Origin of the sequence: Flavobacterium sp. KACC 22758 (assembly GCF_028736135.1) — a bacterium.
Classification (GTDB): Bacteria; Bacteroidota; Bacteroidia; order Flavobacteriales; family Flavobacteriaceae; genus Flavobacterium; species Flavobacterium johnsoniae.
The window spans coordinates 852,660-878,657 of record NZ_CP117878.1; the positions used below are offsets into that span (position 1 = coordinate 852,660).

The window sequence follows — 25,998 nt, forward strand, 5'->3', positions numbered from 1 at the left end:
TAACGGATAGCCCGACCCGGAGGGGCACGCCCATAAATTATACAAATTATTCTTTTTGTAACCTTTAGTTGATGAATGTCGTCAAAGCTTTATCAATCAAACTAAATCATCACAAAATGAAAACAATTTTAAAATCTTTTGTTGTACTCTTAATAATTATTTATTTGGATTTGTCGGCTCAGAATTTAGAAACTAAAATAGACAGTCTAATTATCTCAAAGTTTAAACCTGAAAATCCCGGAGCAGTTTTTCTTGCGGTTAAAAATGGAAAAGTGATCTATAGAAAAGCTTTTGGAATGGCTGATTTGGAAATGAATGTTAAAATGAAACCTGAATTTGTTTTTGAAATTGGTTCAATGACCAAACAATTTACGGCTGTTTCTATTTTGATGCTTGCTGAGCAGGGAAAACTGAAGCTTGATGATGAAATTACGAAGTTTATTCCGGATTACCCAACAAATGGAAATAGGATTACATTACATCATTTGCTGACTCATACTTCGGGAATTAAGGATTTTACGAGTATGAAATCGATTAAAGATATTGCCAGACGAGATTTGTCGCCTAGAGAATTAGTAGATTTTTTTAAGAACGAACCTATTGATTTTAAACCTGGGGAGCAGTATAAATACTGTAATTCAGGATATGTGCTTTTGGGATATATTGTTGAAATTGTTTCTGGACAGACTTATGAGGAATTCATAACCCAAAATATTTTTAAGAAAATAGGAATGGAAAATAGTTATTATGCAAGCCATGATAAAATTATAAAAAACAGGGTTTCTGGTTATCGTGACAAGAATGGTTATATAAATACAAATTACATCAGTTTTTCTATTCCGTATGCTTCCGGTTCGATCATGTCGACTGTAGATGATTTGCTTAAATGGCAGAATGCAATAAATAGCAATGTATTATTAAATCCAGTTTATACAGAAAAAGCTTTTACGAATTATAAATTAAATAACGGAATCCATATAGATTATGGATATGGCTGGCATTTAGAAAAGGTGAAAAACAAAACAATACGCGAGCACGGAGGAAGTATTTTTGGTTTTAAATCTATGGGAGTTTATGAACCAACTGAACAAATTTATGTAGTGGGTTTGAGTAATTGTGAATGTAATTCTCCAACGACTATTACAAAAGATATTGCTGGTCTTTTAATTGATTAAAAGAAAGTTGTTTTTGAGCAATCTTTGGCGAATAAGCACATAAAAAAACAGCTTAAAGTATAAAAGTGATGAAACTTTTGAACCTTAAGCCGTTTTAGTAAAATTTAGAATATTGTTATGCAGTCAAAGCTTCTTTGATTCTGCGTAAAGCTTCTTTTAAAATATCGTTGCTTGTTGCGTAAGAGAAACGAATACAGTTTGGATTTCCAAAAGCATCTCCTGTTACTGTAGCTACGTTTGCTTCAGCTAAAAGATACATCGAAACATCGTTTGCATCTTTAATTTCATGACCTTTTAATGTTTTTCCGAAGAAAGAAGAAACGTCTGGGAATACGTAGAAAGCTCCTTCTGGAACGTTGATTTTTACTCCCGGAATTTCTTTTAATAATCCAACCACTAAATCTCTACGACCGTGGAAAGCCTGAACCATTTCGTTTAATACGCTTGGATCAGCATCTACAGCAGTAATTGTAGCGCGTTGTGCTACAGAGTTTGCACCAGATGTTACTTGCCCTTGAATTTTTGTACACGCTTTTGCGATAAATTCCGGAGCTCCAATATAACCAATTCTGTATCCTGTCATTGCAAATGCTTTTGCAACTCCGTTTACAGTAATTGTTTTTTCTAACATTCCCGGGATAGAACCGATGCTGCAGAAAGTTCCTGAGAAATTGATGTGCTCATAGATTTCGTCTGCAACTACGTAAATATTTGGGTGTTTTTCTAAAACTTTTGCAAGTGCTGTTAATTCTTCTCTGCTGTAAACAGATCCAGAAGGATTACATGGAGAAGAAAACCACATCATTTTTGTTTTTGGTGTGATCGCTGCTTCTAATTGTTCTGGGGTAATTTTGAAATCTGTTTCTACAGAAGTTGGTACTTCAACCGGAACTCCGCCAGAAAGTTTTACGATTTCGAAATATGAAACCCAATAAGGTGCTGGTAAAATTACCTCGTCACCATCGTTTAACATTACTTGCGCAATGTTGTATAAAGATTGTTTTGCTCCTGTAGAAACTACGATTTGAGATGGTTTGTACTCTAAATCATTGTCTCTTTTGAATTTTCTGCAGATAGCTTCTTTTAAATCCTGATATCCATCAACTGGAGAATATGTACTGTAATTATCGTCGATTGCTTTTTTAGCAGCTTCTTTAATAAAGTCTGGTGTATTGAAATCTGGTTCACCTAAACTTAAACTGATAATGTCTTTTCCTTGTGCTTTTAATTCTCTTGCCAAAGCGGCCATTGCCAATGTTTGTGAAGTCGCAAGGTTGTTGATTCTGTCCGAAAGAATATGGTTCATTATAAAAATTTTGAAGTCCTTAATTTGCTGTGTGATTAAGGAAGGTTAATTATTAATAGATTTTTTAGTTTAAACAGATAATTCAGGTTTCATTCCCAGTTCACGTAAATGCTTGAAGTGAGCAATAACTGCACTTCTCATTGTTTTATATTCATAATAAGGCAAGTTGCACTCCTTTGCGGTTTCTTTCACAATTTTTGCAATTTTGCCATAATGAATATGACTGATATTTGGGAAAATATGATGTTCAATTTGATGGTTTAGTCCTCCTGTATACCAGTTTACGATTGCATTTTTTGGAGCAAAATTAGTTGTAGTATACAATTGGTGAATAGCCCAGGTATTATCCATTTCGCCTAAATCATTTGGAGTTGGATTTGTAGTATGATCTACAACATGCGCCAGCTGAAATACAATGCTTAAAATTAAACCTGCAGTATAGTGCATTAGGAAAAAGCCAAGAAGAACTTTCCACCAGGTAATTCCAATTAAAATTGGTAAAACAATCCAGATTGACACATAAATCATTTTAGTGATAATAAGGGTTGTCCATAAAATTTTAGGACTTTTTGGTTCACCATAAGAGAGTTTTCTTTTAAGGTAATTACGCATTTGCTTAAAATCAGTAGTTAAAGCCCAATTGAAAGTTAGTAACCCATATAAGAAAACAGAATAATAATGCTGGAAACGGTGAAAACGGTGCCATTCTGCATGTTCTGTAAAACGAATAATTCTTCCGGCATCCAGATCTTCATCGTGTCCAGGAATATTAGTATAAGTATGATGAAGCACATTATGCTGTACCTGCCAGTTGTAAACATTTCCAGCCAAAACATAAATTGTTCCGCCCATGAATTTGTTGATCCAGCTTTTATTAGAGTAGGAACCGTGATTTCCGTCGTGCATTACATTCATTCCTACACCTGCCATTCCAACTCCCATAATAATTGAAAGTAACAGCATTAGCCAAAAAGGCATATTAAGCGTAAGAATTAAAAAATAAGGAGTTAGAAAAACTGCAAACAGAATAACAGCTTTTAAGTGTAATTTCCAATTTCCGGTTTTCTGAATATTATTCTCCTTGAAGTAATTGTTTACCCGAGAATTAAGTGTTCTGAAAAACTTCAGATTGTCTTGCCTTGCAAAAGTTGGAGCCGTGTTATTCATAATTGTTTTAAATAGGTTTCAAAGGTAATTATTATAAATTCTCAATTTGCAAAATTGAGTTAAATATTTCAATCGTAAAGTAGTACTTTTGTTAAAAATTTACAGCAATGGATGAGATATTGAAATATTTTCCCAATTTGACCGATCTTCAAATCGAACAATTTCAAAAATTAGACTTTTTATACCACGATTGGAATGAAAAAATCAATGTTATTTCGCGCAAAGACATTGATTCATTATATACAAAACACATTTTACATTCTTTAGGAATTGCTAAAGTTATGAAATTCGAACCCGGAACAACAGTTCTGGATGTTGGAACAGGAGGAGGTTTTCCGGGAATTCCGTTAGCGATTCTTTTTCCCGAAACCCGTTTTTATTTAATTGATGTTATTGCTAAAAAAATAAAAGTGGTTCAGGGTGTTGTAGATGCATTAGAATTAAAAAATGTAAAAGCAGAACAAAAACGTGCCGAATTGGTAAAAGGCGATTTCGATTTTATTGTGAGCCGTGCCGTAACTAATATGCCTGATTTTGTTTCTTGGATAAAAGATAAAATTAAAAAGCAGCACAAGCATAAACTAAAAAATGGGATTCTTTATCTTAAAGGTGGCGATTTGTCTGAAGAACTAAAAGATTTTCCTGCTGCAACCTTATATGATTTATCAGAGATATTTGAAGATGAATTTTTTGAAACTAAAAAAGTGGTTCATCTTCCTTTAAAGTTTAAACCTTAAATAAATAACCCGGCAAAGTTTAATTTGGCCGGGTTATAAAAAAAATAACTAATAAGTTTAAGAAGCCTTTCTTGAAAAATTTAAAAAAGGATTTGCTTTTATGTTTAAATTATCAATAAAATTGTGAATTGCATTTTCAGATGCTTCAGCGCTGTATTTAAATTCAGAATCAAAGAAAAATTCTCGGCAGATCACAGGTTCGTTTGAAGAATCGTAAACAGCCTCATCTGTTTCATCTAATTCATCATTTCTGTAAGGACAAGGGTGTGAATGCACCAATTCAGTTATAATTTGATTAAACCAATTATCAAATTTTTTCTTTTTCGGGGTGATATGGCGTGCTAATAATACTAATCCAACAAGTTCGTGTTGTAAAAAGTATGAACCTTTTCTGTATCGCACATCAATCATGCGAACATTCATTAATGCAATCCATAAAGCACCATTTACTGAACCAGAAGCCGATACTTTAAGATCTGCGTCAAAAAGTAAAGGATTAGTCTGTTCACGATTATTTATAGAACACCAAAGTGCTTCAATACGTTTTTGAGTATCATTAACTGAATGGGAATATCCTGTAAAGCGCCAGTATACCCATTCTAAAAGTGCAGCAGTTAAGCCAACAGATCCTTTATGGTTAACTTGTAATAAAATTTTTTCAAGTTCTTCATTTCCTTCTAATGGATCCAGCAGCTCATTTATTTTCTTTTTTGTCCATTTAAAATCAATAGCGTGACCAATGCTTTTTGATTCTGAAATTATTTTTGGGACGTTATTTAAGTTTCTCATGACTCTAATTTTTTTTGTTATGATTTATTTTGATGCAAATTTAGAGTCATGCTTTTTCTTATTGTGGACGTAAAAGTTTTAAAAGTATCAAAATAAGACTTTTTTGAAGCGCATTGTGCTGATAATTAAATGTATAAGAAAAGTATTACAATTTTAATAGATAGAAAGAATGATTAATTTGTAGAATCAAAAAAAGCCGGAAATTCAATTGAATTTCCGGCTTTTTTAATATTAAATGAACTCTAAATTAGATTATCCTAAAAACGGATATCTGTAATCTTCTGGAGTTACAAAAGTTTCTTTAATAGTTCTTGGAGAAGCCCAACGCAATAAGTTTAATGCAGAACCTGCTTTATCGTTAGTTCCAGAAGCTCTTGCTCCACCAAATGGCTGCATACCTACAACTGCTCCGGTTGGTTTGTCATTAATGTAGAAATTACCAGCAGCATTTTGCAATTTAGTAGTCGCTACTTCAACAGCATAACGATCCTGGCTGAAAACTGCTCCAGTTAAAGCGTACTCAGATGTAGTATCAACTAATTCTAAAGTCTCTTCCCATTTTGCATCTTCGTAAACATAAATAGTGATAACTGGTCCAAATAACTCAGTTTCCATTGTAGTATATTTTGGATTTGTTGTTGCAATAACCGTTGGCTCAATAAAGTATCCAACAGATTTATCGTAATTACCACCAACGATAATTTCAGCATCAGCATCTTTTTTGGCCTGATCGATATAGCTGGCTAATTTATCAAAAGAACCTTCGTGAATAACTGCTGTAATAAAGTTTCCGAAATCTTCCGGAGAACCCATTTTCATAGATTTTACATCAGCAATTAACTGCTCTTTTACAGATGGCCATAAACTTTGAGGAATATAAGCTCTAGAAGCTGCAGAACATTTTTGACCTTGGTATTCAAAAGCACCGCGAGTAATTCCTGTAGCAACTTGTTTTACGTTTGCACTTGGGTGAGCTATGATAAAATCTTTACCACCAGTTTCTCCAACGATTCTTGGGTATGTTTTATAATTGTGGATATTTGCTCCAATTTTAGACCAGATATCTTTAAATACGTGAGTAGATCCTGTAAAGTGAATACCAGCAAAATCACGGCTCGCTAATACAGTATCAGTAATCATTAAAGCATCTCCAAAAACTACGTTGATAACTCCGTCTGGAACTCCTGCCTCTTTGAAAACATCAATAATAATTTTTGCAGAAAATACCTGGCTGTCACTTGGTTTCCAAACCACAACGTTACCCATCATAGCAGCACTTGCAGGAAGATTAGCAGCGATAGCAGTAAAGTTAAAAGGAGTAATAGCGTAAACAAAACCTTCAAGCGGTCTGTATTCTACACGGTTCCAAACAGTAGAATCTGATTTTGGCTGATCGTTGTAGATTTGAGTCATAAACTCAACATTGTAACGCAAAAAGTCGATTAACTCGCAAGAAGAATCAATTTCTGCCTGGTGAATATTTTTAGACTGCCCAATCATTGTAGCAGCGTTAATACGAGCTCTATATGGACCAGCGATAAGTTCAGCAGCTTTTAAGAAAATAGCAGCACGCTGTTCCCATGCCATATTTGCCCATTTTTGTCTTGCTTCAAGAGCATTGGCAACTGCTTTTTCAATATGTTGTTTTTCAGCTAAATGATACTTTCCAACTACGTGTTTGTGATCATGAGGAGCTGTAATATTTTTTGTGTTTCCAGTTTTGATTTCTTCACTTCCAATATATAACGGAACGTCAATTTGAGAGTTCCACATTGTAGTGTAAGCTGCCTGAACAGCTGCTTTTTCTGGTGAGTTCGGTGCGTAGCTCTTTACAGGCTCGTTTACCGCTTTTGGTACATGAAAGAATCCTTTTAACATGGGATAAATTATTTTAAAATTTACGAATTGTTTAATTTTTTACAAAAGTACAAATGATAATTTGATTATATCACAATACAATATTAAAAAGTTGTAATTTAATAAACTAATTGCACGAAGTTGTAAAATATATTTTTTTATAAAGGTTTAAATTTGAGGTACTTCTAAAAGAATGTTTTAAATACACCAATATGAAAATACCGCTTTTAGCTTTTAACGATAAAGGTATTTACTGCCAGCAGGCAGATGTTTATCTTGATCCGTGGCGTCCTGTAAAGAACGCTATAATCACGCACGGACATGCTGATCACTCGCGCTGGGGACATCAAAATTATATTACACATCATACCAACATTCCTATAATTCGTCATCGTTTGGGCGAAATAAATGTAACCGGAAAAGAGTGGGGAGAAACCTTTGTTATCAATAATGTAAAATTCTCACTTCATCCTGCCGGACATATTATCGGCAGTTCGCAGATCAGGGTAGAACACAAAGGCGAAGTCTGGGTTTTTACCGGAGATTATAAAACGGAAGATGACGGAATTTCAACGCCGTATGAAGTTGTAAAATGCGACACTTTTATAACCGAATGCACTTTCGGGTTACCTGCTTTTAACTGGACACCGCAGGCTGAGGTGATTTCAGAAATCAATAATTGGTGGGCAGAAAATAAAGCCGAAGGCAGAACTTCAATTCTGTTTGGATATTCTTTAGGGAAAGCACAAAGACTTTTAAAATATTTAGATACCGATATTGGTAAAATATACACGCACGGCGCCATCGAAAATATGACAAATGTTTTACGTCCGATGGTTTATTTTCCTCCAACCGAATTAATTACCAGAGAAACCAAAAGAGAAGCACTTTTAGGAAATATTGTTCTCGCTCCGCCAAGTGCACACGGAAGTATTTGGATTAGAAAAATGACGCCTTTTGTAACAGGTTCTGCAAGTGGCTGGATGGCTTTTCGAGGTGCACGCCGCAGACGCGCGATTGATAAAGGTTTTGTTTTAAGCGATCACTGCGACTGGCATTCTCTATTAGAAAGTGTAAAAGCAACAGGGGCAGAACGCGTAATCTGCACGCACGGTTATACTGATATTTTTGCCAAATACTTAAGGGAATTAGGTTACGATGCCAGAACTGAAAAAACGCAATATGAAGGTGAAGCAGCAGAAATGGAAAAAGAAGAAAAAGAAACAGAAATAGACCAAAATGAAACTCCGGTTATTTCTGAAAATTAATTATTGGAGAATAATTTAGCACATAGAAACATAGGTTTAAAATCCGATAAAAAAGGTTAAAAAGAAAACCAGTTTTCCACACATAGCTATGTGAATTTAAGCAAAGTGAAACGCTTTTAATAGCAAAGAGAAGCTATGTTTCTATGTGTTAAATAAATTATGCGGTTTAAAAGAAATGTAAATGAAGAATTTCGCCCAACTTATAAAAACACTGGACAGCTCGAATAAAACGAACGTAAAAGTCGATGCACTGACGACGTATTTTAAAAATGCATCGCCGGAAGATAAAGTATGGACTATTGCTATTCTTTCGCACCGTCGTCCTGCAAGACCCGTCAATACAACTTTATTGCGTCTTTGGGCAAACGAACTGGCGAATATTCCGTTATGGCTTTTTGAGGAAAGCTACCATATTGTGGGCGATTTGGCCGAAACTATTGCTTTGATAATTCCAACAACCAAAGAACATTCCGATAAAAGTTTAACCGAATTTCTACAGGAAATCATCGCTCTAAAAAAGAAAACCGATCCAGAGAAAAAAGAATATCTGCATGAAAACTGGATGGCGTTAAATTATTACGAACGTTTTGTTTTTACTAAATTAATTACCGGAAGCTTCAGAATCGGCGTAAGCCAAAAATTAATGACACGAGCTTTATCAAAAGCAGAAGATGTTGATGAAGATGCTTTGGCTTATAAATTAATGGGAAATTGGAACCCGAATACGATTACATTTCAGGAATTAATTTTAGACGAAAAAAGTTCTGATTATTTATCAAAACCGTATCCATTTTATTTGGCGTATCCAATTGAAGGCGATGTTGAAGATTTAGGAAATCCCGAAGATTGGTCGATCGAACATAAATGGGACGGAATCCGATCGCAAACTATTATCCGTGATGACGAAATTTACGTTTGGTCAAGAGGAGAGGAGCTGGTTACCGATAAATATCCTGAGTTTAAATCCTTTCTCGGAATTATTCCAAACGGAACTGTAATTGATGCTGAAATTTTGGCTTTTCCGGAAAATGAAATCGGAACTTTTAATGATTTACAAGCCCGGATTGGGCGTAAAACCATATCGGCAAATCTGCTGGAAAAAGTGCCCGTAATTTTAAAAGCGTATGATATTTTGGAATGGGAAGGAAAAGATATTCGAAATTTATCGTATATAGAAAGAAGAAAATTACTGGAAGATTTATATGATGATATTAAAGACCAAGCTCGTTCTTTTCGACTTTCAGAAAGAGTTTCCTTAACTTCATGGGAAGATGTAGCGAAAGAAAGAGAGCGAGCACGTGAAATGAAAAGCGAAGGTTTGATGCTGAAAAGAAACACGTCGCCATATCAGGTAGGAAGAAAAAAAGGCGATTGGTGGAAATGGAAAATTGAACCTCTCGTAATTGATGCCGTTTTAACTTACGCCATGCGCGGACACGGACGACGCTCGAATTTATTTACTGATTATACTTTTGCGCTTTGGCAGAATAATGAAAATGGCGAAAAAGAACTTGTAACTTTCGCAAAAGCCTATTCTGGTTTAACCGATGCCGAATTCAGAAAAGTAGATGATTTTATAAAAAAGAATACTTTAGAACGTTTTGGTCCGGTTCGGAGCGTTACGCCAAAACTGGTTTTTGAAATTGGTTTTGAAGGAATTTCACTTTCGAAAAGACATAAAAGCGGCATAGCTACCCGTTTTCCAAGAATCCTGAGATGGCGTCAGGACAAAAAAATAGAAGAAGCCAATTCTATTGAAGATCTAAAAGATATGATTTCATAAATATGTTACAATTTTTAAACACATAGAAACATAGGTTAAATGTGTGTAAAAAGAATTTAAAAGAAACAAGTTTCCACTCATAGCTATGTTTGTTAATGCAAATGAAATGCCTTTATGCGTTCTAAAAGCTATGTTTCTATGTGTTAAAATTAATTATATCATGAATGAATAGGAACGAATTATATGTATTAGCCGAAAACTGGTTTAAAAGTCAGGGCTGGAAATCTTTTCCATTCCAGACGCAAACCTGGACGGCTTTTCTGCAGGGGAAAAACGGTTTATTAAACGCTCCAACCGGAAGCGGAAAAACCTATGCCTTGTGGTTTCCGGTAGTTCTCGATTACATTAAAAAAAATCCCGATTATAAAACCAAGCATAAAGCCGGATTAAAAGCCATTTGGATTACACCTTTGCGGGCGCTTTCTGTAGAAATAAAACAAGCAGCAGAACGAATTATTACCGATTTAGATCTGCCGTTAACCGTTGGAATCCGTTCCGGAGATACTTCGCAGAGCGAAAGAGCAAAGCAGAAAAACAAAATGCCCGATCTTTTAATTACAACGCCCGAAAGTTTGCAGCTTCTTTTAGCATCAAAACAATATGAAAAAACGTTTGCCAATTGCGGTGCTATCGTGGTTGATGAATGGCATGAATTAATGGGAACCAAACGAGGCGTGCAAATGGAATTAGCGTTATCGAGATTAAAAACAATTGCGCCACAAATGCGAATATGGGGAATTTCAGCCACTATCGGAAATCTCGAATTAGCACAAGAAGTTTTGTTAGGTCATGATACGGAAGCCTATAAAAACTCGGTTTTAATAAAAGCACACATCAATAAAAAAATCAAAATAGAATCAATCCTGCCGGAAAAAATGGAAACTTATCCGTGGCGTGGACACATGGGCTTGCATTTAATTGATGAGGTTGCCAAAATCATCCGAAAGAGCAAAACGACTTTAATTTTTACCAATGTACGCTCGGCCTGCGAAATTTGGTTTCAGGCCATTTTAGAAAAATATCCTGAATTTGCGGGCGAAATGGCCATGCATCACGGAAGTATCAGCAGAGAAACCCGTTTGTGGGTAGAAGACGCCATTCGAAACGAAGAATTAAAAGTAGTAGTCTGTACTTCGAGTCTAGATCTTGGTGTCGATTTTGCGCCTGTTGAAACCATTATTCAGGTTGGCGGACCAAAAGGCGTTGCCAGATTTTTGCAGAGAGCAGGACGAAGCGGACACCAGCCGGGAAAAGAAAGCGTGATTTATTTTCTCGCCACACATGCAATGGAATTAATTGAAGCTTCGGCTTTAAAAAAAGCAGTTGCTCAAACCGTTGTCGAAGATCGAATGCCGTATTTAAACAGTTGGGACGTTTTGGTTCAATACTTAAATACGCTAGCCGTTTCTGACGGATTTTTTCCGGATGAAATTTATCAAGAAGTTAAAACAACTTTCTGCTATCAAAATATAACCAAAGAAAACTGGAACTGGGTTTTAAACTTTATTACCAACGGAAGTCAGAGCTTGCAGGCTTACGACGAATTTAAAAAAGTAGAAATCGAAGACGACGGACGTTATAAAATCAACAGCCGTTTTATTGCCATGCATCACCGTATGCAAATGGGAACAATTGTGGGCGATGCTGTTTTGAATGTAAAATTTTTAAGCGGCGGTTTTATTGGTACAATCGAAGAATGGTTTGCTTCAAAACTGCAGCGAGGCGATGTTTTTACTTTTGCCGGAAGAAGGCTTGAATTGTTTCAAATTAAAAACATGCAGGTTTTAGTACGAAAAGCCGATCCTAAAAAAACAGCCAGAGTGGTAAGCTGGATGGGAGGCCGAATGACGTTATCGGCACAAATGAGTGAATTGCTTCGGGAAGAATTGTACGCAGCTAATACAGATCACTTAACTCCCGAATTAAAAGCTTTAAAGCCTATTTTTGACAGGCAGAGAAAAGAAAGTATTGTACCCGATAACAATGAATTTTTAATCGAAACGTTTAAGACAAGAGAAGGTTATCATGCTATTTTTTATCCGTTTGAAGGACGTTATGTTCACGAAGCTATGGCAAGTTTAATTTCGTATCGAATAAGCTTATTATCGCCAATTACGTTTTCACTGGCCTATAATGATTACGGATTCGAATTGCTTTCTGATCAGGAAATAGATATGCAGGCTGTTTTTGATAATAATTTATTTACGACAGAATATGTTCATCATGATTTACAGAAAAGTTTAAACGCAACCGAAATGGCACGCCGAAAATTTCGTGATATTGCCGTAATTGCTGGTTTGGTTTTTACGGGAATACCCGGAAAACCTGTTAAAACAAAACATTTGCAAAGTGGTTCGCAATTGCTTTTTGAAGTTTTTAGAGATTATGAACCCGATAATTTATTATTACAGCAGGCTTATACAGAAACCTTTGAACATCAGTTAGAAGAAGGACGTTTGATTCAGGCAATGGAAAGAATAAACAATCAGGCGATTGTCTGGAAACAATGTAAAAAGCCAACGCCGTTTAGTTTCCCAATAATTACAGATCGTTTACGCGAAAAAATATCAAGTGAGACCCTGCAGGAAAGAATAAAGAAAATGACCGCGAGTTACATGAAATAAATTAATATGAGAATAAATATCAACAATCAAAATTTCGTTTTGCATCAGTCCGGTGCTGCTTTTTGGGAAGAAAAGAAAATTCTTTTTATTTCTGATTTGCATTTGGGGAAAATTGCGCATTTTAGAAAACACGGAATGGCAATTCCGGAAAAAGCTCTTTTTGAAAATTTTACCAGATTAAATGAAGTGCTGGATTTATTCGATTCTGAGACGATTATTTTTCTTGGAGATTTGTTCCACAGCAAAATCAATAACGAATGGGAATTTTTTTCAGATTGGACTAAAACTGTTTCGCAGCAGATTATTTTGATTGAAGGTAATCACGATATTATTGCAAAAAAATACTATGCCGATTTGAACGTTGAAATTTATGAAGAGTTGATAATCGATGATTTTCTGCTGACACATCATCCTACAACACGAGAGAACTTTTTTAATTTTTGCGGACACATTCATCCCGGAATAAAACTAAAGGGATTGGGCAGACAATTTTTGAGTTTATCTTGCTTTTTTAGAAAACCACATCAAATGATTTTTCCTTCTTTTGGAGAATTTACAGGTAATTTTTACTTAATCCCTGAAGAAAATGATCAGGTTTATGCTATTACAAAAGAAGAAGTAATGGAAATAAAACGTTAGATTAATTTAATGCAAACGGAGCGCACATTCTAAAAGTAGGAACAATTACTTTGAATGTTTTGGTTGTAGTAAAATTGATCATATTAAAATGACCTTTCATAGCACCATAAGGAGATGATAGTAAACAACCAGAGCTGTAAGTGTGGTTTTCACCTGGTTTTAAAACCGGTTTTTTACCAATGACACCTTCACCGTCAACAATATCTAAATCGTTTAACGAGTCGAAAATTTCCCAGTGGCGGGAAGTTAACTGAACGGAATCTTTACTGTGATTTTCGATTGTAACTACGTAACTAAAAGCAAAGTGAATCTTATAGTTCTTGAAGTAAGTTCCTTCAAAACTAGTTAAAACCGATATTTTTATGCCTCGTGTAATTTGAGAAACCATACTAACCTAGTAAATCTGTGTGTTAATAGGTACAAAGCTACGAAAAAAAACTATGAAACCTAAAACCTTAACAATGTTTTAATTAACGATATTTATAGAGTTTGCATTGCCTTTTCCAATAACTCTTTGATAACGATCTATACTTTCTTTGTAATAAACCAAAATAGTGTATTCATTTTCTGTTTGATAAAAATTACCGTCTACGGCATTTTCCAAATCAATGTTTCCTTTTTTATCAGCAACTGTATATTGATAATTAGTAAAACCCTGTTTGATCATCACCGCTTTTTCAAAAACTGCTTTATCAGTATTATAATCCATTTTATATTCTGGTGAAAGGCTGTAATTATTGAACATTCCCGTAATATAAATGTCTTTGTTCATTCTAAAAGCAGGTGCCGAAAGTGTAAAATAAACCCAGGCATAATCTGCCTCGATGCTGTTGTCAGCCCCGTTTATATTTTTTACAACAAAATTTCCGTTTACATCCTGATAATTGGTATAAATTTGATTTCCTCTTGCAGCATTGGTATATAAATAAGCATTGTAAATATCATTGTTAGAGCCAATTCGGCCTACGTTATTATTTGCCGCGCGAATGTCTTTGTTTTCAAAATATAAAAATTCATTGCCTCCCCAAAACTGCGTTTCAGCATCATATTTATAAACCAGCTGATTTCCAATTGTATATTGCGGTGGAATATTTTTAATCGCGGTATTAAAATTTCCGTTTTGCAGCAAAAGAACTTTTACGTTTTGAGTTGGAGTCTGAAACGTAATATCGTTTGAGGCAATCGTAAAATCAAGATTTTGCTTATAGTTGATATTGCTGAGGTTTCGGGTTCTTTTTACCTGTGCGCCCACTGTACAATGTTCTTCATACACAATAAATTTTCGGGACAAAACCACTTCTTTATCTTCATTTAAAATCTTTAAAATATAATTTCCGGATAATCTGATTTGTGTTGTAAACTGATTTGGAAACGGAAGTCGGTAATGCGAATAAACCTGAAGCGTATTAAAAGAATTAGAATAATCCACTATTCTCTGGCCGTCAAAACCTCTTAAATAATCTGTTTTTGGAATATCACTGGGTTTCCAGTTATAATCGCAATGTGTGATTTCGAAATAATAATTGGCTTCATTTCCAAACAAATCATCAAACTGAAATTCAAATGTAGAATTCAGTTCAAATATCGGAACAACATTATTGCCATTTTGAACAAAAGTTACAGTTTTGATATTGTAAGGAGGAACTACTTCAGTTTGTATTTCCTGGGCTTTCGCCGAAGTAAAAATAAAAAGCGCAATTAGGCTTTGATATAAAAATTTTGGCATCTTATTACGTTGTAAGATTGTAAATATAAGAATTTTATTAAACGTATTAAGATGCCAGTTGTTACATTGACAATTTATTAAGAATTCAAAATGTATTCTAAATTAGCTTCGATCTCATCATTGATATAACTTTCTTCTAAAAGTGAATCAGATAAAAGCTTTTTGTTTTCCTGCAGTTTGATGATTTTTTCTTCTACAGTATTTTTAGAAATAAAACGAACAACGTTTACTTTATTCAACTGACCAATTCGGTGTGCTCTTCCAACTCCTTGTTTTTCAGCAAAAGGATTCCACCACGGATCTAGAAATAAAACATAAGAGGCTTTTGTAATATTTAAACCAACGCCTCCCGCTTTCAGCGAAATAAAAAACAATAAAGGTTCTTCTTTTTCCTGAAACAGTTTTACCTGCTGTTCTCTTTTGGCGGCCGGAGTTTCGCCTGTAATTTCACAATATGTTATTTTATTTTCCTTACACCAATCAGTATAAAAATTCAGGTTGGTAACAAACGAACTGAAAATAATTACTTTTTGTTTTGCTTTTACTAAATTTTTCAGATAATTGGTAACCGCAATATATTTTCCTGAATCAATTTCAGATTCCTGATCTACCATTTTTGGGTGGTTACTCAATTGTCGTAACTTCATCAGTGTGTTAATAATACTGATTTTATCAGGACCTGAACCATCGGTTTTTAAAAGGAAATTTCGAGCTTTTGATTTTTCCTGTTCGTATAATTTTTCCTGATCAGGATCCATGTCGCAATAGTAAATCTGCTCTGATAATTCTGGTAAATCCTTTAAAACCTGTTCTTTGGTTCGTCTTAAAATATAAGGCTGAACAAGATTTTTCAATTCAGATAAAACGTCTTCATTTTGTTTTTTCTCAATTGGGTTTTTAAAATTATCAACAAAAAAATTATAACTGCCCAAAATATCCGGATTTATAAACTGCATCTGGGACCATAAATCGTCAAGCGAATTTTCGATTGGCGTACCGCTCAATGCAATTTTATGCTCCGTACTTATTTTATTTATAGCTTTAAAAATCTTCGAGTTTTTATTTTTAATGTATTGGCTTTCATCCAGAATTAAATAACGGAAATCGTATTTTTCTAAAACCGAAATATCACGATGAACAATGCTGTAACTTGTAAAAATTAAATCAGTAGCTGCCAGTCTGCTTGCTAATTGTTTTCTGTCGTTGCCTACATACTGCATTCTCGAAAAATGCGGTGTGAATTTACCCGCTTCGTTAAACCAGTTAAAAACCAATGAGGAAGGCAAAACAATCAAAGCTTTAAGCGGTTCTCTTTCGATGGTGGTTTCGTTTGCAAACAAATCAAAATTGGTTGTTTTCTTCGTGAATCCCAGTTGTTCCTGAACGGCAACTAAAACAGCCAATGTCTGTAATGTTTTTCCAAGTCCCATATCATCAGCCAGACACGCGCCTAAATTGGAATTAAAATGTCCTAAAAGCCATTTTACACCGTCAATTTGATACGGTCTTAAAGTAGCTTTTAATAAATCAGAAGCGATATATTCAGCTTTATAGGTTACATCATCTTTGATTTCGGGAATGGCATCCAGAGCTGTAAAATTGCTTTTACGTAAAAGCAAAGTACCGCTTTCTATTTTAGCCAGTTTTGCCAGCGAACCGTATTTGCTGAACCATTCCAGCGGAATTAAAAAGTAGTTTCCGTCTGGCAGAGGAAAAAGCCTTTCCTTGCTTTTTATATTCGGAATAATTTCGCTGAAATTGATTTTATACGATCCAACCGTAATAATTATTTTAATATCAAACCAATCTCCATTTGTGTCTTTTGAAGCCGAAATAGTATGGTTTTCTGTAATGATTTCTTTGCTTTCCAGTTTTAAATTCTGAATATCAAAACCTAAACTTTCCAGTTTTTCTTTATTATCAATAATCAATTGGATATTGATATAAGGATCAGAAGTTTCAGCTTCAGAATTTAGGCCGAATAGTTCATTTTTGATTTTTACTAAGCCAATTTCGGTTAATTTGTCAACATATATATTTTCGTCTGCATTTCGTTTAAACTGAATAATTTTAGGTTCATTGGCAACACTGAAATCTACAAACGAATGTGTTTTTTTTGTTTTACCTGCATCAAATGAATAACCGTTATAATCAAAATATAGGTTGAGGTAATAACAGTTTTTAAAGAAATCATAAACGGGCTGAATCGTGCAGGAAACCAATTTGTCGCGAAGTTCGATTTCAAAACCATTGGCATCAATGTCAATTTTCTTTGCAATTTCCGGAATAAAACTTTTGAAATAATCATCTACTAATTTTGATGGAATTTCAATTGATTTTTTCTTTAAAAAAGGCATTAGTTTTTTAGCGTTCAGTTCTTTAAGCTGTCCTAATTTTTTATTGATAATTAACCAGCCCGGTTCGTCTAAAAGAATATCTGCATTGCTTTCCATTGGCAGAAAAGCTTTTTCATTTTCTTTTAGCGAAAGGGTATAAGTGATGCCTTCTGCATGTTTGTCAAACTGAATCTGCGGTTCAAAATAAACCGGTTCGACACTTACTTTTGAACGATAAAAATCTTTTTCTGGTCCAAGATTTAGAGACAAAGGAAATTGCTCTTTTACAATTAAATCGTAAAATGAGCTTAAATGGAATTTTAAATGCTGGCGGATTGCAAATTCAATTTTAGAATCTTTTTTCAGATCAGCAATGGTTTTAGCCGATTTGATTTTGGCGCTGAATTTTTTGAAGATAAATTCAGGTTTCAAAGAATCACAGGCCATTAGTATTTTTTTTGTATTTGAATCTAAATTGTCAAAAACAATCCCGAAACTCTGCATTACGCCGGGACTTGCTTTTTTGTCCAGATATTTGATTTCTTCTGTATTCTCGACAATGTAGGCGGTTGGAATATAAGTATTGAGATTTTTTTCTAAACTGATGTCAAAGCAAAATTGAAATGGTTTTGTAGGTTCCAAGGTTAAAAGATTTGGTTGGCTTATAGTTTTCGGGATTGGGCTGAAAAAAGAAAGAGTTTTCAAATTATTACTATTTTGAAAACTCTTTTTAAATGAACTTATATCACTTATATAATGAAAATTAGTTTTCCTGTTTAAAGCAAAGCGGAATAATTTCTCCTTTTGCTAAACAGTACTTTTCTACCAATTCTGGTGTGATTTTGTTAGTGTAATCTTCTTCAATTACAATAAATCCAATACTTCTTAATTTGTCGAAATAATCGCGTCCATAAACACGAACGTGATCGTACTGTCCGAAGATTTTAGCACGCTCTTTTTGATCTGTAATTGAATCATCTGCAAAAGTAACTTCACGGTTTAAATCCTGTGGAATTTGAAGAATAGCCATTCCGCCAGGTTTTAAAACACGATATAATTCCTGCATTGCTTTTGTATCATCAGGAATATGTTCTAAAACGTGATTACATAAAATCACATCATATTCGTTGTCTTTAAAAGGCAGGTTACAGATGTCAGCTTTTACATCGGCCAAAGGCGAAAGTAAATCTGTTGTAGTGTAATCAAGATTTTTCTGCTTGCGGAATCTTTTATAAAAAGCTTGTTCCGGTGCGAAATGAAGTACTTTTTTTGGTGCTGTAAAAAAATCAGTCTGATCGTTTAAATACAACCAAAGCAAACGGTGTCTTTCTAAAGAAAGTGTACTTGGCGAAAGCACATTATTACGCTGTTTTCCGTATCCGTAAGGTAAAAACGATTTAAAGCTTCTGCCATCGATAGGATCTGTAAATTTATCTCCCCTTAATGAGAAAGCTAAAATTGGGCGCGCCACATAACTCAAACGAATTAATAATGGACGCGGGATAGTATTTAAAACTAATTTAAAAAGTTTTTTCATAGGACTGTTTCGCAGAGTTACACAAAGGAGACACAGAGTTTCACAAAGTGTTTATAAATCTTTTTATGTTGTTTTTTAATATTTTTGAATCAAAATTAATGAGCAATCCTAATGGATAATTTCCGAGTTTCAGATATGTTAGTATTTGTGCAAAATGTACATCGGTAAAAGATTCAACTGTTTTTAACTCGATGACAATTTTATTTTCAATCAGCAGATCAATTCGATATCCGTGATCTAATTTTACATCTTTATATACAATTGGTAATGCTTTTTGTCTTTCAACAAGTAAACCAGAATTTACAATCTCATAATGTAAACATTCCTGATAAGCAGATTCCAGTAAACCCGGACCTAATTGTCTGTGAACTTCAATTGCTAAACCAATAATCTTATATGATATAGCATCTAGTTCATCTTGAGATACTAATTTTTGAGAATGCATTTTTAAAAGGCGTATAAAATATTTTTTTGTGAATCTTGGCGTATATCTTAGTGAATCTCTGTGGAATAGCTACAGTACTAATGGAACTTGTCTGAATTCGTCTTCTTCATTGCTTTCGATTCCTAAAGCTTTGTAGATGTATTGAAAAGTTGATAATAACTCTGGTTTACCATTTATTAATGCCACATCATGCTCAAAATGCGCGCTTGCTTTTCCGTCTGCAGTTGTAATCGTCCAGCCGTCTTTATGTTGTTTGATGTTTCTTGTTCCAAGATTAATCATTGGTTCGATTGCAACGACCATTCCTTCAACGAAAAGTTTTCCGCGTCCGCGTTTTCCGTAGTTTGGCATTTCTGGTTCTTCATGCATTTTTTGACCAACACCGTGACCAACTAATTCACGAACTACTCCGTAACCGTGTGCTTCAGTATATTTTTGAATCGCATTTCCAACATCTTCAACGCGGTTTCCAGCTTTAAATTCTCTAATTCCAACGTATAGAGATTCTTTAGTTACCTGTAAAAGTTTTTTAACTTCAGGAGCAACTTCTCCAATTTCAAAACTATAAGCATGATCTCCGTGATATCCATTTTTGAATGCACCGCAGTCTACAGAAATTACATCTCCGCTTTGTAAAGGCGTATTATTCGGGATTCCGTGTACAACCTGAGAGTTTGGGCTCATACAAAGTGAATTTGGGAAACCGTACAATCCTAAAAAGCTGGGAACTGCACCGTGATCACGAATGAATTCTTCGGCTAATTTATCTAGATATAATGTAGTAACTCCTTCTTTAATTTCAGAAGCAATCATTCCTAATGTTTTAGATACGATTAAAGCACTTTCGCGCATTAATTCGATTTCTTCTCTGGTTTTTTGGATGATCATATTTTTCAGATTTTCAGTTGGCAAAAGTACAATTTTTATCTCATTTTTTAAGTAATTTTTTTGTCACGAATTTGACGAATTCACACTAATTGAAGTGCGTTAAATTGTAATTTGTACTAATTCGTGAAATTCGCGGCAGACTTTTTTAATTTAATATCCCGGAAAAAAGCCCTAAATTAGTAGTAAAAACGTGTACAATCATGAAAACTACAATAGATCAGGATATATCAAAAGTAAAAGCACTGCGCAGAATGCAGCGAAACGCTTTGGCACTTTTAGGTTTTGCGGTGCTTCTTTTTATAATCGCTATTTATTTTAAAATTCCAATGCTGCAGGCTTTCAGCGAAGCTGCTATGGTAGGTGGAATTGCCGATTGGTTTGCTGTTGTGGCTTTGTTTCGCCATCCGCTTGGGATTCCGATTTGGCATACGGCTATTATTCCAACCAAGAAAAATGAAATTGGAGAAAACCTTGGGAATTTTGTTTCGGAAGAATTTCTAAACCGCGAAAAACTGGAAATCAAGCTGGATGAATTTAACTTTGCCACAAAAGCATCAGATTGGCTTTCGCAGGAAGAAAATGCAGATAAAATTGCCAATGTTGTGGCAGTAAATATTATTCCGGGAATTTTAAAAACAATTAAGGATGAAGATATTAAAAGGTTTATTCAGGTTCAATTTAAAGAAAAATTAGAAGGAATAAATTTTGGAAACTGGGTTGCGGTTGCTTTAGAGCCTTTGCAAAAGGGAGATTTAAAGAATCAAATGCTGACAAACCTTCTGGAAGTAATGAGCAGCGAATTGACTAATAATAAGGATTTGATAAGGCAAAAAGTAAAAGCATCAACCCCGCTTTTAAGTTTTGGACTTGCTGATAAAAGCATTACAGAAGGCGTTTTTAATGGTTTACAGGATTTTTTAAATGAGGCTAAAAAACCGGAAAGTGCAGTTCGTTTAAAAATTGACGAGTATATTTTTGATTTTTTAGAAAAAGTGAGAAATTCTGAAGAAATGAGAGTTAAAATCAATGATATGATTTTAGGTTTCGTAGGCAAAAAAGAAGTTCAGGATTACATCAACGGAATTTGGGATGAAATAAAACTTTCGATAACTAATGATTTAAATAAAGGCGATGACTCGTCTATTAAAAATAGTATTTCGAATTTAATTCAGACTTTTGGGAATGGCATTAAAGAAGATTCTATTATGATTGATAAAATCAATAATTTTATCAAAGATGATCTGCTTTCGGTTCTTTTAAATAATAAAAAAGTAATTGGAGATCTGATTTCTTCGACCGTAAAAAGCTGGGACGGAAAAGAGGTTTCAGAGAAACTTGAACTGGAAATTGGAAAAGATCTTCAATACATTAGAATAAACGGAACTTTGGTTGGTGGAGTTATTGGGCTTATTATTTATGGTGTTGAACAGCTTTATCATTATTTTGTTGTTTGATATTGAACAATAGACACAAATGTCAGGCTGAGCGAAGTCGAAGCCTTTTTGAACTTTAAGTGTTATGTGCCTTCGACTTCGCTCAGGCTGACAAAAAAATACGCAAAAACAAAAAGGGACTAATTTTAAAATTAGTCCCTTTTTTATGTTGAAAATCAGCTTTCTATAATAACGAATGACAAGTCATTGCATTTGGCTGCTGTACTCCCATTAATTCTAAAATAGTAGGAGCGATGTCACCAAGAACACCATCCTGAATATTTTTTAATTGTTTGTCAACTAAAATAATCGGCACTGGGTTTGTTGTGTGTGCCGTATTTGGGCTTCCGTCAGGATTAATCATGGTTTCGCAGTTTCCGTGGTCAGCAATAACAATTGTTGTGTAATCATTTGCAAGAGCAGCTTCGATTACTTTTTTCGCGCAGGCATCAACTGCCTCACAAGCTTTAATTGCAGCTTCCATAATTCCGGTATGGCCTACCATATCTCCGTTTGCAAAGTTTAAACAAACGAAATCCACTTCACCTTTGTTCAATTCAGGAACAAGAGCATCAGCTAATTCGTAAGCGCTCATTTCCGGCTGTAAATCGTAAGTTGCTACTTTTGGAGAGTTTCTCAAAATTCTAGATTCGCCTTCAAAAGGAGTTTCTCTACCGCCAGAGAAGAAGAAAGTTACGTGAGGATATTTCTCTGTTTCAGCAATACGGATTTGTTTTTTACCCGCTTTTTCTAAAACTTCACCAAGAGTTTCTGTGATGTTGTCTTTATTGTAAACTACTTTTACGTTTTGGTACGTTTCGTCGTAGTTGGTAAGCGTTACATAATACAAGTTTAATTTGTGCATGTTCTGCTCGTGAAAATCCTGCTGAGAAAGTGCTTCAGTAAGCTCACGGCCTCTGTCAGTTCTAAAGTTAAAGAAGATTACAACGTCACCTTCTACAATAGTTGCTAATGGTTTTTGTTCTTCATTAACAATGACAACCGGCTCAATGAATTCGTCAGTTACATCATGTGCATAACTATCAAGAACACTTGCCACAGCATTAGTAGATGGAATTCCAACTCCGTTAACGACTAAATCGTAAGCCAGTTTTACACGTTCCCATCGTTTATCACGGTCCATTGCATAGTAACGGCCAATGATAGAAGCAATTTTTACAGGAGTATCTTTAATATATTCATCTAAATCGTGAATGTATTTTGCTCCGGATTTCGGGTCAACATCACGTCCGTCTGTAAAAGCATGAACATAAACCTGATCTAAACCATACTCTTGAGATGCGTCGATTAAGCCGCGTAAGTGAGAAGTATGAGAGTGAACACCTCCATCAGAAACTAATCCTAAAAAGTGTACTTTTTTATTGTTTTCTTTAGCATAAGTAAAAGCATCGATTAACACTTGTTCTTTAGCAAGTGTTTTGTGGGCTACTGCTAAATTAATTTTTGCTAAATCCTGATATACAATTCTTCCGGCACCAAGGTTCATGTGTCCAACCTCGCTGTTTCCCATTTGTCCTTCTGGTAAACCAACGTTTAAACCATCGGTGCGAAGCTGTGCGCTTGGGTAATTTTTGTAAAGGCTATTTATAAATGGAACATTTGCATTGTCTATTGCAGATACTTTAGGGTCAGGAGATTTTCCCCAACCATCTAAAATCATAAGGATAACTTTTTTGTTCATTACATTTTTGTTTTCTACAAAGATAAGGCATTTCTAAAATTTGGAGAGAAAGCTTTATGACATTTATGTTTAATAAAATGAAGTGTAACAAAAAATACTAATTTAATTATAGAACTCTTTATTTTTTAAAATTTATTCACGCTAAGCTCTTTTTCTGATCTTATTTTTGACAGCACTATAGTCTATAAAATATTTTACGCTGATTGAAAAAACATGTTTTAGAGCATCATTGTTTAACAGATTGGTTACACTGCGTTTGAAGTCTTTATAAATAACACGTTCAAAATTAGAAGCATTATTGCGATATAAAACCGAAAGCTGGCTTCCGGGAGCAAACCACCATGAGTACGATAAATCAGCATTCCAGGAATAAAAATTTGAATTTTTGTTTTCTGTATATTGAGAATAAGGATCTAAAGTCCCGTCCTGGTCCAGTTTAAGTATATTTTTGTTTTCTGCTGATGACCAATATTGACGAACAGCCAGATTAAACGTCATCGTACTGTTAATGGCATATTTTCCTGATAAAGTGTTGGCATAAGTAATGACATCACGATTAGCAAAAACAATTGTTTCCGGCGTCTCTTCGTTTTCATCATCGTCATAACTGTCAATATATCCTTTGTTATTATTTCTTTTAAGAAAACTAAAAGTATAAGTCAGCAGAAGTTTATCATTAAAACGGTATCTTGGACCAATATCAACTCCAAATGCGGCTCTTCCGGGTTCATCGACAACTGATATAGATGGATTTATATCTATTGCAAATTTATGATTGTAATTTGTAGACACACTTGCCCACGCATCTATTTTTCTTGGAATAGTTACATATCGGCCGTCAGTTCTTGGCTCATAATAATCACATATTTCTACAGGATAAACCGTGATTCCCATTCCGTAATAATTGTTTTTTACCGTTGTTAAATTCACATTGGCATTAATACTGGCATCTTGTGTTTTTCCTGAATCCTTATTGAATTCAATATAGTTATTAAGGTTAATCCTGAAGCTGTTAAAAAGTTTAGTTGGGTTTAAGATTCTGTAATTAACGTTATTGAAAAAATTATAATAATTAGTGTAGAAATTAATTCCCAAATCATTTGGGTTAAAATCTTTGGTTACAAAATCAGATCCAAAACTGTAACGGTATTTTCCGGCTGTTTCAGCAAAACCAAGCGTGGCATACATTCCTCTTTTGTCTTCTTCGGCATTTATGGTGCTGTATTTTACATTACCTGATAAATTGTAGGTATTGGCTTTTGTATTTAAATCCCAAACTAAACCTGTTACATTGGCATCTCTAAAATGTCCGTTTCTGGTAACATTTGTATTTATAAAAGTAACGGATGAGTTTTTGCGAAAACGCTGATCCAGAACCAAAACATTATAATTGGTAAGCGGTTCTACGACTACACGTCTGGTATCGCCGGTAATAGTATCTTGTATGGTAGCAAAAGTTTTCTCGGTAACAGCGTTTAAAATTCCAACCCCTAAACCGTTTTTAGTTCTTCCTGAAAGTTTTAAGGCATTAATTAAATTTACGTTTTGAACCTGTTCGATAATTTTTTCATTATCATTTAGATCTGGTTCAGAAGGTCTTCCGCCAATTCTTCGGGAATAAAACATTTTACCTTTATTAAACAAATCTGTTCCTTCGGTAAAAAAGGCTCTGTTTTCGTTAAACTGCTGTTCAAACGGACCTAAATTCAAAATCTGATCGTCGTATTTTGTCTGCCCGAAATCAGGAATTAAAATAGCATCAACAGTAAAAGCGTCGTTAATTCCGTATTTAATATCCATTCCGCCTTTTACGGTTCCATACGTTTTTTGACCTTCTCCGGCATTTAAATAATAAGAAGCATAAGGCATAAGAAACAAACGGGTAGGAGGTTTTATGTTTTCGATTCCTTCCAGAGTTCCGGCCTGCTGCGTAAAAGTGCCTATTTTTCTATCAACAAAATTCCAGGTGTATTTGTATCGCGTTCGTTTTATTTCGCGGAAAAAATTAATTCCCCAGATTTGTTTGTTTTCCTGCGAAAATCGTAATGCCGAATACGGAATTTTTATTTCAACTGTCCATCCGTTTTCATTAACAACGGCTTTGCTTATCCAGACAGCATCCCAGGAGTAATCTTCGCCGGCTGCATCTGTCATGATACAGTCTCCCTGAACATCTGCTGCCGAAACATAAAACATAAAATCCTGCTGTCCGTCGTTAAAGCCATTAATAAAAACACCAAAAAGATCTGCTGTTCCAAAATTGTCTCGCTGGGAAATCTCTTTTAATATTTTATCCGGTTCGTCATCAAACATTTTTGCGCCAATATATATGGCATCATTATCATATAAGATTTTGACTTCCGTTTTTTTGCCTTCAGGAACTGGTTTTCCGTTATCTGGTTCAAGTGTGATAAAATCTGAAGCAATCGCAGCATTTTCCCACGCATTTTCATCCAGCTTTCCATCAATAGAAATGTTTTGCGAAATAGATTTCGCCTGTAGTGCTTTTTTCTGGCTGTAACAAAAAAAAACAGATAAAAACAAACTAAGATAAATAAGCTTTTTCATCGAATTTTAGAGAAAATA

Annotated in this window: 19 protein-coding genes; 7 read left to right on the forward strand and 12 right to left on the reverse strand. The window is 34.6% G+C overall.

Going from position 1 to position 25,998, the window contains the following annotated elements; genetic code table 11:
• The first annotated feature begins 116 nt into the window (after nt 1-116).
• On the forward strand, nt 117-1,175 hold the full coding sequence (locus PQ462_RS03755) for a serine hydrolase domain-containing protein (RefSeq protein ID WP_274252405.1): 1,059 nt from the start codon (nt 117-119) through the stop codon (nt 1,173-1,175).
• A gap of 115 nt (nt 1,176-1,290) precedes the next feature.
• Here the strand turns inward: PQ462_RS03755 and PQ462_RS03760 are convergent, their stop codons facing one another.
• Together PQ462_RS03760 and PQ462_RS03765 are read right to left on the reverse strand one after the other, a co-directional pair.
• Nucleotides 1,291-2,481 carry a pyridoxal phosphate-dependent aminotransferase gene (locus PQ462_RS03760; protein ID WP_012023823.1) on the reverse strand — a complete coding sequence of 397 codons (1,191 nt, stop codon included), beginning with the start codon at nt 2,479-2,481 and terminating at the stop codon, nt 1,291-1,293.
• A 69-nt stretch (nt 2,482-2,550) separates the two neighbouring features.
• Entirely contained in the window at nt 2,551-3,648 is a 1,098-nt protein-coding gene (locus PQ462_RS03765; protein WP_274252406.1) for a fatty acid desaturase family protein, read from the reverse strand.
• Between the two features lie 107 nt (nt 3,649-3,755).
• On the opposite strand from PQ462_RS03765, the gene rsmG reads away from it, so the two are divergent.
• On the forward strand, nt 3,756-4,385 hold the full coding sequence (gene rsmG / locus PQ462_RS03770; RefSeq protein WP_121362231.1) for a 16S rRNA (guanine(527)-N(7))-methyltransferase RsmG: 630 nt from the start codon (nt 3,756-3,758) through the stop codon (nt 4,383-4,385).
• Nucleotides 4,386-4,442: 57 nt separating this feature from the next.
• Here rsmG and PQ462_RS03775 read toward each other — a convergent pair whose 3' ends face one another.
• On the reverse strand, nt 4,443-5,174 hold the full coding sequence (locus PQ462_RS03775) for a hypothetical protein (protein WP_274252407.1): 732 nt from the start codon (nt 5,172-5,174) through the stop codon (nt 4,443-4,445).
• Between the two features lie 252 nt (nt 5,175-5,426).
• The gene (gene pruA / locus PQ462_RS03780) at nt 5,427-7,052 is read right to left on the reverse strand and encodes an L-glutamate gamma-semialdehyde dehydrogenase (protein WP_274252408.1); all 1,626 of its coding nucleotides are present in this window, start codon (nt 7,050-7,052) and stop codon (nt 5,427-5,429) included.
• Between the two features lie 191 nt (nt 7,053-7,243).
• Between pruA and PQ462_RS03785 the strand changes: the two genes are divergently transcribed.
• From PQ462_RS03785 to pdeM, 4 genes are all read left to right on the forward strand, one after another.
• Nucleotides 7,244-8,299 carry a ligase-associated DNA damage response exonuclease gene (locus PQ462_RS03785; protein WP_274252409.1) on the forward strand — a complete coding sequence of 352 codons (1,056 nt, stop codon included), beginning with the start codon at nt 7,244-7,246 and terminating at the stop codon, nt 8,297-8,299.
• A gap of 181 nt (nt 8,300-8,480) precedes the next feature.
• Nucleotides 8,481-10,082, forward strand: a complete 1,602-nt coding sequence (locus tag PQ462_RS03790) for an ATP-dependent DNA ligase (RefSeq protein ID WP_274252410.1) — start codon at nt 8,481-8,483, stop codon at nt 10,080-10,082.
• Between the two features lie 164 nt (nt 10,083-10,246).
• Nucleotides 10,247-12,706, forward strand: a complete 2,460-nt coding sequence (locus PQ462_RS03795; RefSeq protein ID WP_274252411.1) for a ligase-associated DNA damage response DEXH box helicase — start codon at nt 10,247-10,249, stop codon at nt 12,704-12,706.
• A 6-nt stretch (nt 12,707-12,712) separates the two neighbouring features.
• Entirely contained in the window at nt 12,713-13,345 is a 633-nt protein-coding gene (gene pdeM / locus PQ462_RS03800; RefSeq protein WP_012023833.1) for a ligase-associated DNA damage response endonuclease PdeM, read from the forward strand.
• A gap of 1 nt (nt 13,346) precedes the next feature.
• Here pdeM and apaG read toward each other — a convergent pair whose 3' ends face one another.
• The 6 genes from apaG to map form a co-directional block, all read right to left on the reverse strand.
• Nucleotides 13,347-13,733 carry a Co2+/Mg2+ efflux protein ApaG gene (apaG, locus tag PQ462_RS03805; protein ID WP_012023834.1) on the reverse strand — a complete coding sequence of 129 codons (387 nt, stop codon included), beginning with the start codon at nt 13,731-13,733 and terminating at the stop codon, nt 13,347-13,349.
• A gap of 78 nt (nt 13,734-13,811) precedes the next feature.
• A complete protein-coding gene (locus PQ462_RS03810) occupies nt 13,812-15,071 on the reverse strand; it encodes a type IX secretion system plug protein (protein ID WP_274252412.1) in 1,260 nt (419 codons plus the stop codon).
• Between the two features lie 77 nt (nt 15,072-15,148).
• Entirely contained in the window at nt 15,149-18,049 is a 2,901-nt protein-coding gene (locus PQ462_RS03815) for a DEAD/DEAH box helicase (protein ID WP_274252413.1), read from the reverse strand.
• Nucleotides 18,050-18,170: 121 nt separating this feature from the next.
• A complete protein-coding gene (locus PQ462_RS03820) occupies nt 18,171-18,944 on the reverse strand; it encodes a class I SAM-dependent methyltransferase (protein WP_274252414.1) in 774 nt (257 codons plus the stop codon).
• Nucleotides 18,945-18,984: 40 nt separating this feature from the next.
• Nucleotides 18,985-19,389 (reverse strand): GxxExxY protein, encoded by a 405-nt coding sequence (locus PQ462_RS03825; RefSeq protein ID WP_274252415.1) that lies wholly within the window; start codon nt 19,387-19,389, stop codon nt 18,985-18,987.
• Nucleotides 19,390-19,458: 69 nt separating this feature from the next.
• Nucleotides 19,459-20,277, reverse strand: a complete 819-nt coding sequence (map, locus tag PQ462_RS03830; RefSeq protein ID WP_274252416.1) for a type I methionyl aminopeptidase — start codon at nt 20,275-20,277, stop codon at nt 19,459-19,461.
• Nucleotides 20,278-20,477: 200 nt separating this feature from the next.
• Between map and PQ462_RS03835 the strand changes: the two genes are divergently transcribed.
• Nucleotides 20,478-21,731: a DUF445 domain-containing protein gene (locus PQ462_RS03835; RefSeq protein WP_012023839.1), complete on the forward strand. Its 1,254-nt coding sequence runs from the start codon at nt 20,478-20,480 to the stop codon at nt 21,729-21,731.
• Between the two features lie 163 nt (nt 21,732-21,894).
• Here the strand turns inward: PQ462_RS03835 and gpmI are convergent, their stop codons facing one another.
• Entirely contained in the window at nt 21,895-23,412 is a 1,518-nt protein-coding gene (gpmI, locus tag PQ462_RS03840) for a 2,3-bisphosphoglycerate-independent phosphoglycerate mutase (RefSeq protein ID WP_274252417.1), read from the reverse strand.
• 141 nt (nt 23,413-23,553) lie between these two features.
• Nucleotides 23,554-25,980 (reverse strand): DUF5916 domain-containing protein, encoded by a 2,427-nt coding sequence (locus PQ462_RS03845; RefSeq protein WP_274252418.1) that lies wholly within the window; start codon nt 25,978-25,980, stop codon nt 23,554-23,556.
• Nucleotides 25,981-25,998: the final 18 nt, after the last annotated feature.

What these genes read in the sequence shown, in the direction of transcription:
- apaG (WP_012023834.1), bottom strand. Translation starts at nt 13,733, where the DNA reads ATGGTTTCTCAAATTACACGAGGCATAAAAATATCGGTTTTAACTAGT.
- PQ462_RS03790 (WP_274252410.1), top strand. Translation starts at nt 8,481, where the DNA reads ATGAAGAATTTCGCCCAACTTATAAAAACACTGGACAGCTCGAATAAA.
- PQ462_RS03810 (WP_274252412.1), bottom strand. Translation starts at nt 15,071, where the DNA reads ATGCCAAAATTTTTATATCAAAGCCTAATTGCGCTTTTTATTTTTACT.
- PQ462_RS03765 (WP_274252406.1), bottom strand. Translation starts at nt 3,648, where the DNA reads ATGAATAACACGGCTCCAACTTTTGCAAGGCAAGACAATCTGAAGTTT.
- PQ462_RS03785 (WP_274252409.1), top strand. Translation starts at nt 7,244, where the DNA reads ATGAAAATACCGCTTTTAGCTTTTAACGATAAAGGTATTTACTGCCAG.
- gpmI (WP_274252417.1), bottom strand. Translation starts at nt 23,412, where the DNA reads ATGAACAAAAAAGTTATCCTTATGATTTTAGATGGTTGGGGAAAATCT.
- PQ462_RS03775 (WP_274252407.1), bottom strand. Translation starts at nt 5,174, where the DNA reads ATGAGAAACTTAAATAACGTCCCAAAAATAATTTCAGAATCAAAAAGC.
- PQ462_RS03820 (WP_274252414.1), bottom strand. Translation starts at nt 18,944, where the DNA reads ATGAAAAAACTTTTTAAATTAGTTTTAAATACTATCCCGCGTCCATTA.
- PQ462_RS03845 (WP_274252418.1), bottom strand. Translation starts at nt 25,980, where the DNA reads ATGAAAAAGCTTATTTATCTTAGTTTGTTTTTATCTGTTTTTTTTTGT.
- pruA (WP_274252408.1), bottom strand. Translation starts at nt 7,052, where the DNA reads ATGTTAAAAGGATTCTTTCATGTACCAAAAGCGGTAAACGAGCCTGTA.
- PQ462_RS03835 (WP_012023839.1), top strand. Translation starts at nt 20,478, where the DNA reads ATGAAAACTACAATAGATCAGGATATATCAAAAGTAAAAGCACTGCGC.
- PQ462_RS03825 (WP_274252415.1), bottom strand. Translation starts at nt 19,389, where the DNA reads ATGCATTCTCAAAAATTAGTATCTCAAGATGAACTAGATGCTATATCA.
- PQ462_RS03795 (WP_274252411.1), top strand. Translation starts at nt 10,247, where the DNA reads ATGAATAGGAACGAATTATATGTATTAGCCGAAAACTGGTTTAAAAGT.
- rsmG (WP_121362231.1), top strand. Translation starts at nt 3,756, where the DNA reads ATGGATGAGATATTGAAATATTTTCCCAATTTGACCGATCTTCAAATC.
- map (WP_274252416.1), bottom strand. Translation starts at nt 20,277, where the DNA reads ATGATCATCCAAAAAACCAGAGAAGAAATCGAATTAATGCGCGAAAGT.
- pdeM (WP_012023833.1), top strand. Translation starts at nt 12,713, where the DNA reads ATGAGAATAAATATCAACAATCAAAATTTCGTTTTGCATCAGTCCGGT.
- PQ462_RS03755 (WP_274252405.1), top strand. Translation starts at nt 117, where the DNA reads ATGAAAACAATTTTAAAATCTTTTGTTGTACTCTTAATAATTATTTAT.
- PQ462_RS03760 (WP_012023823.1), bottom strand. Translation starts at nt 2,481, where the DNA reads ATGAACCATATTCTTTCGGACAGAATCAACAACCTTGCGACTTCACAA.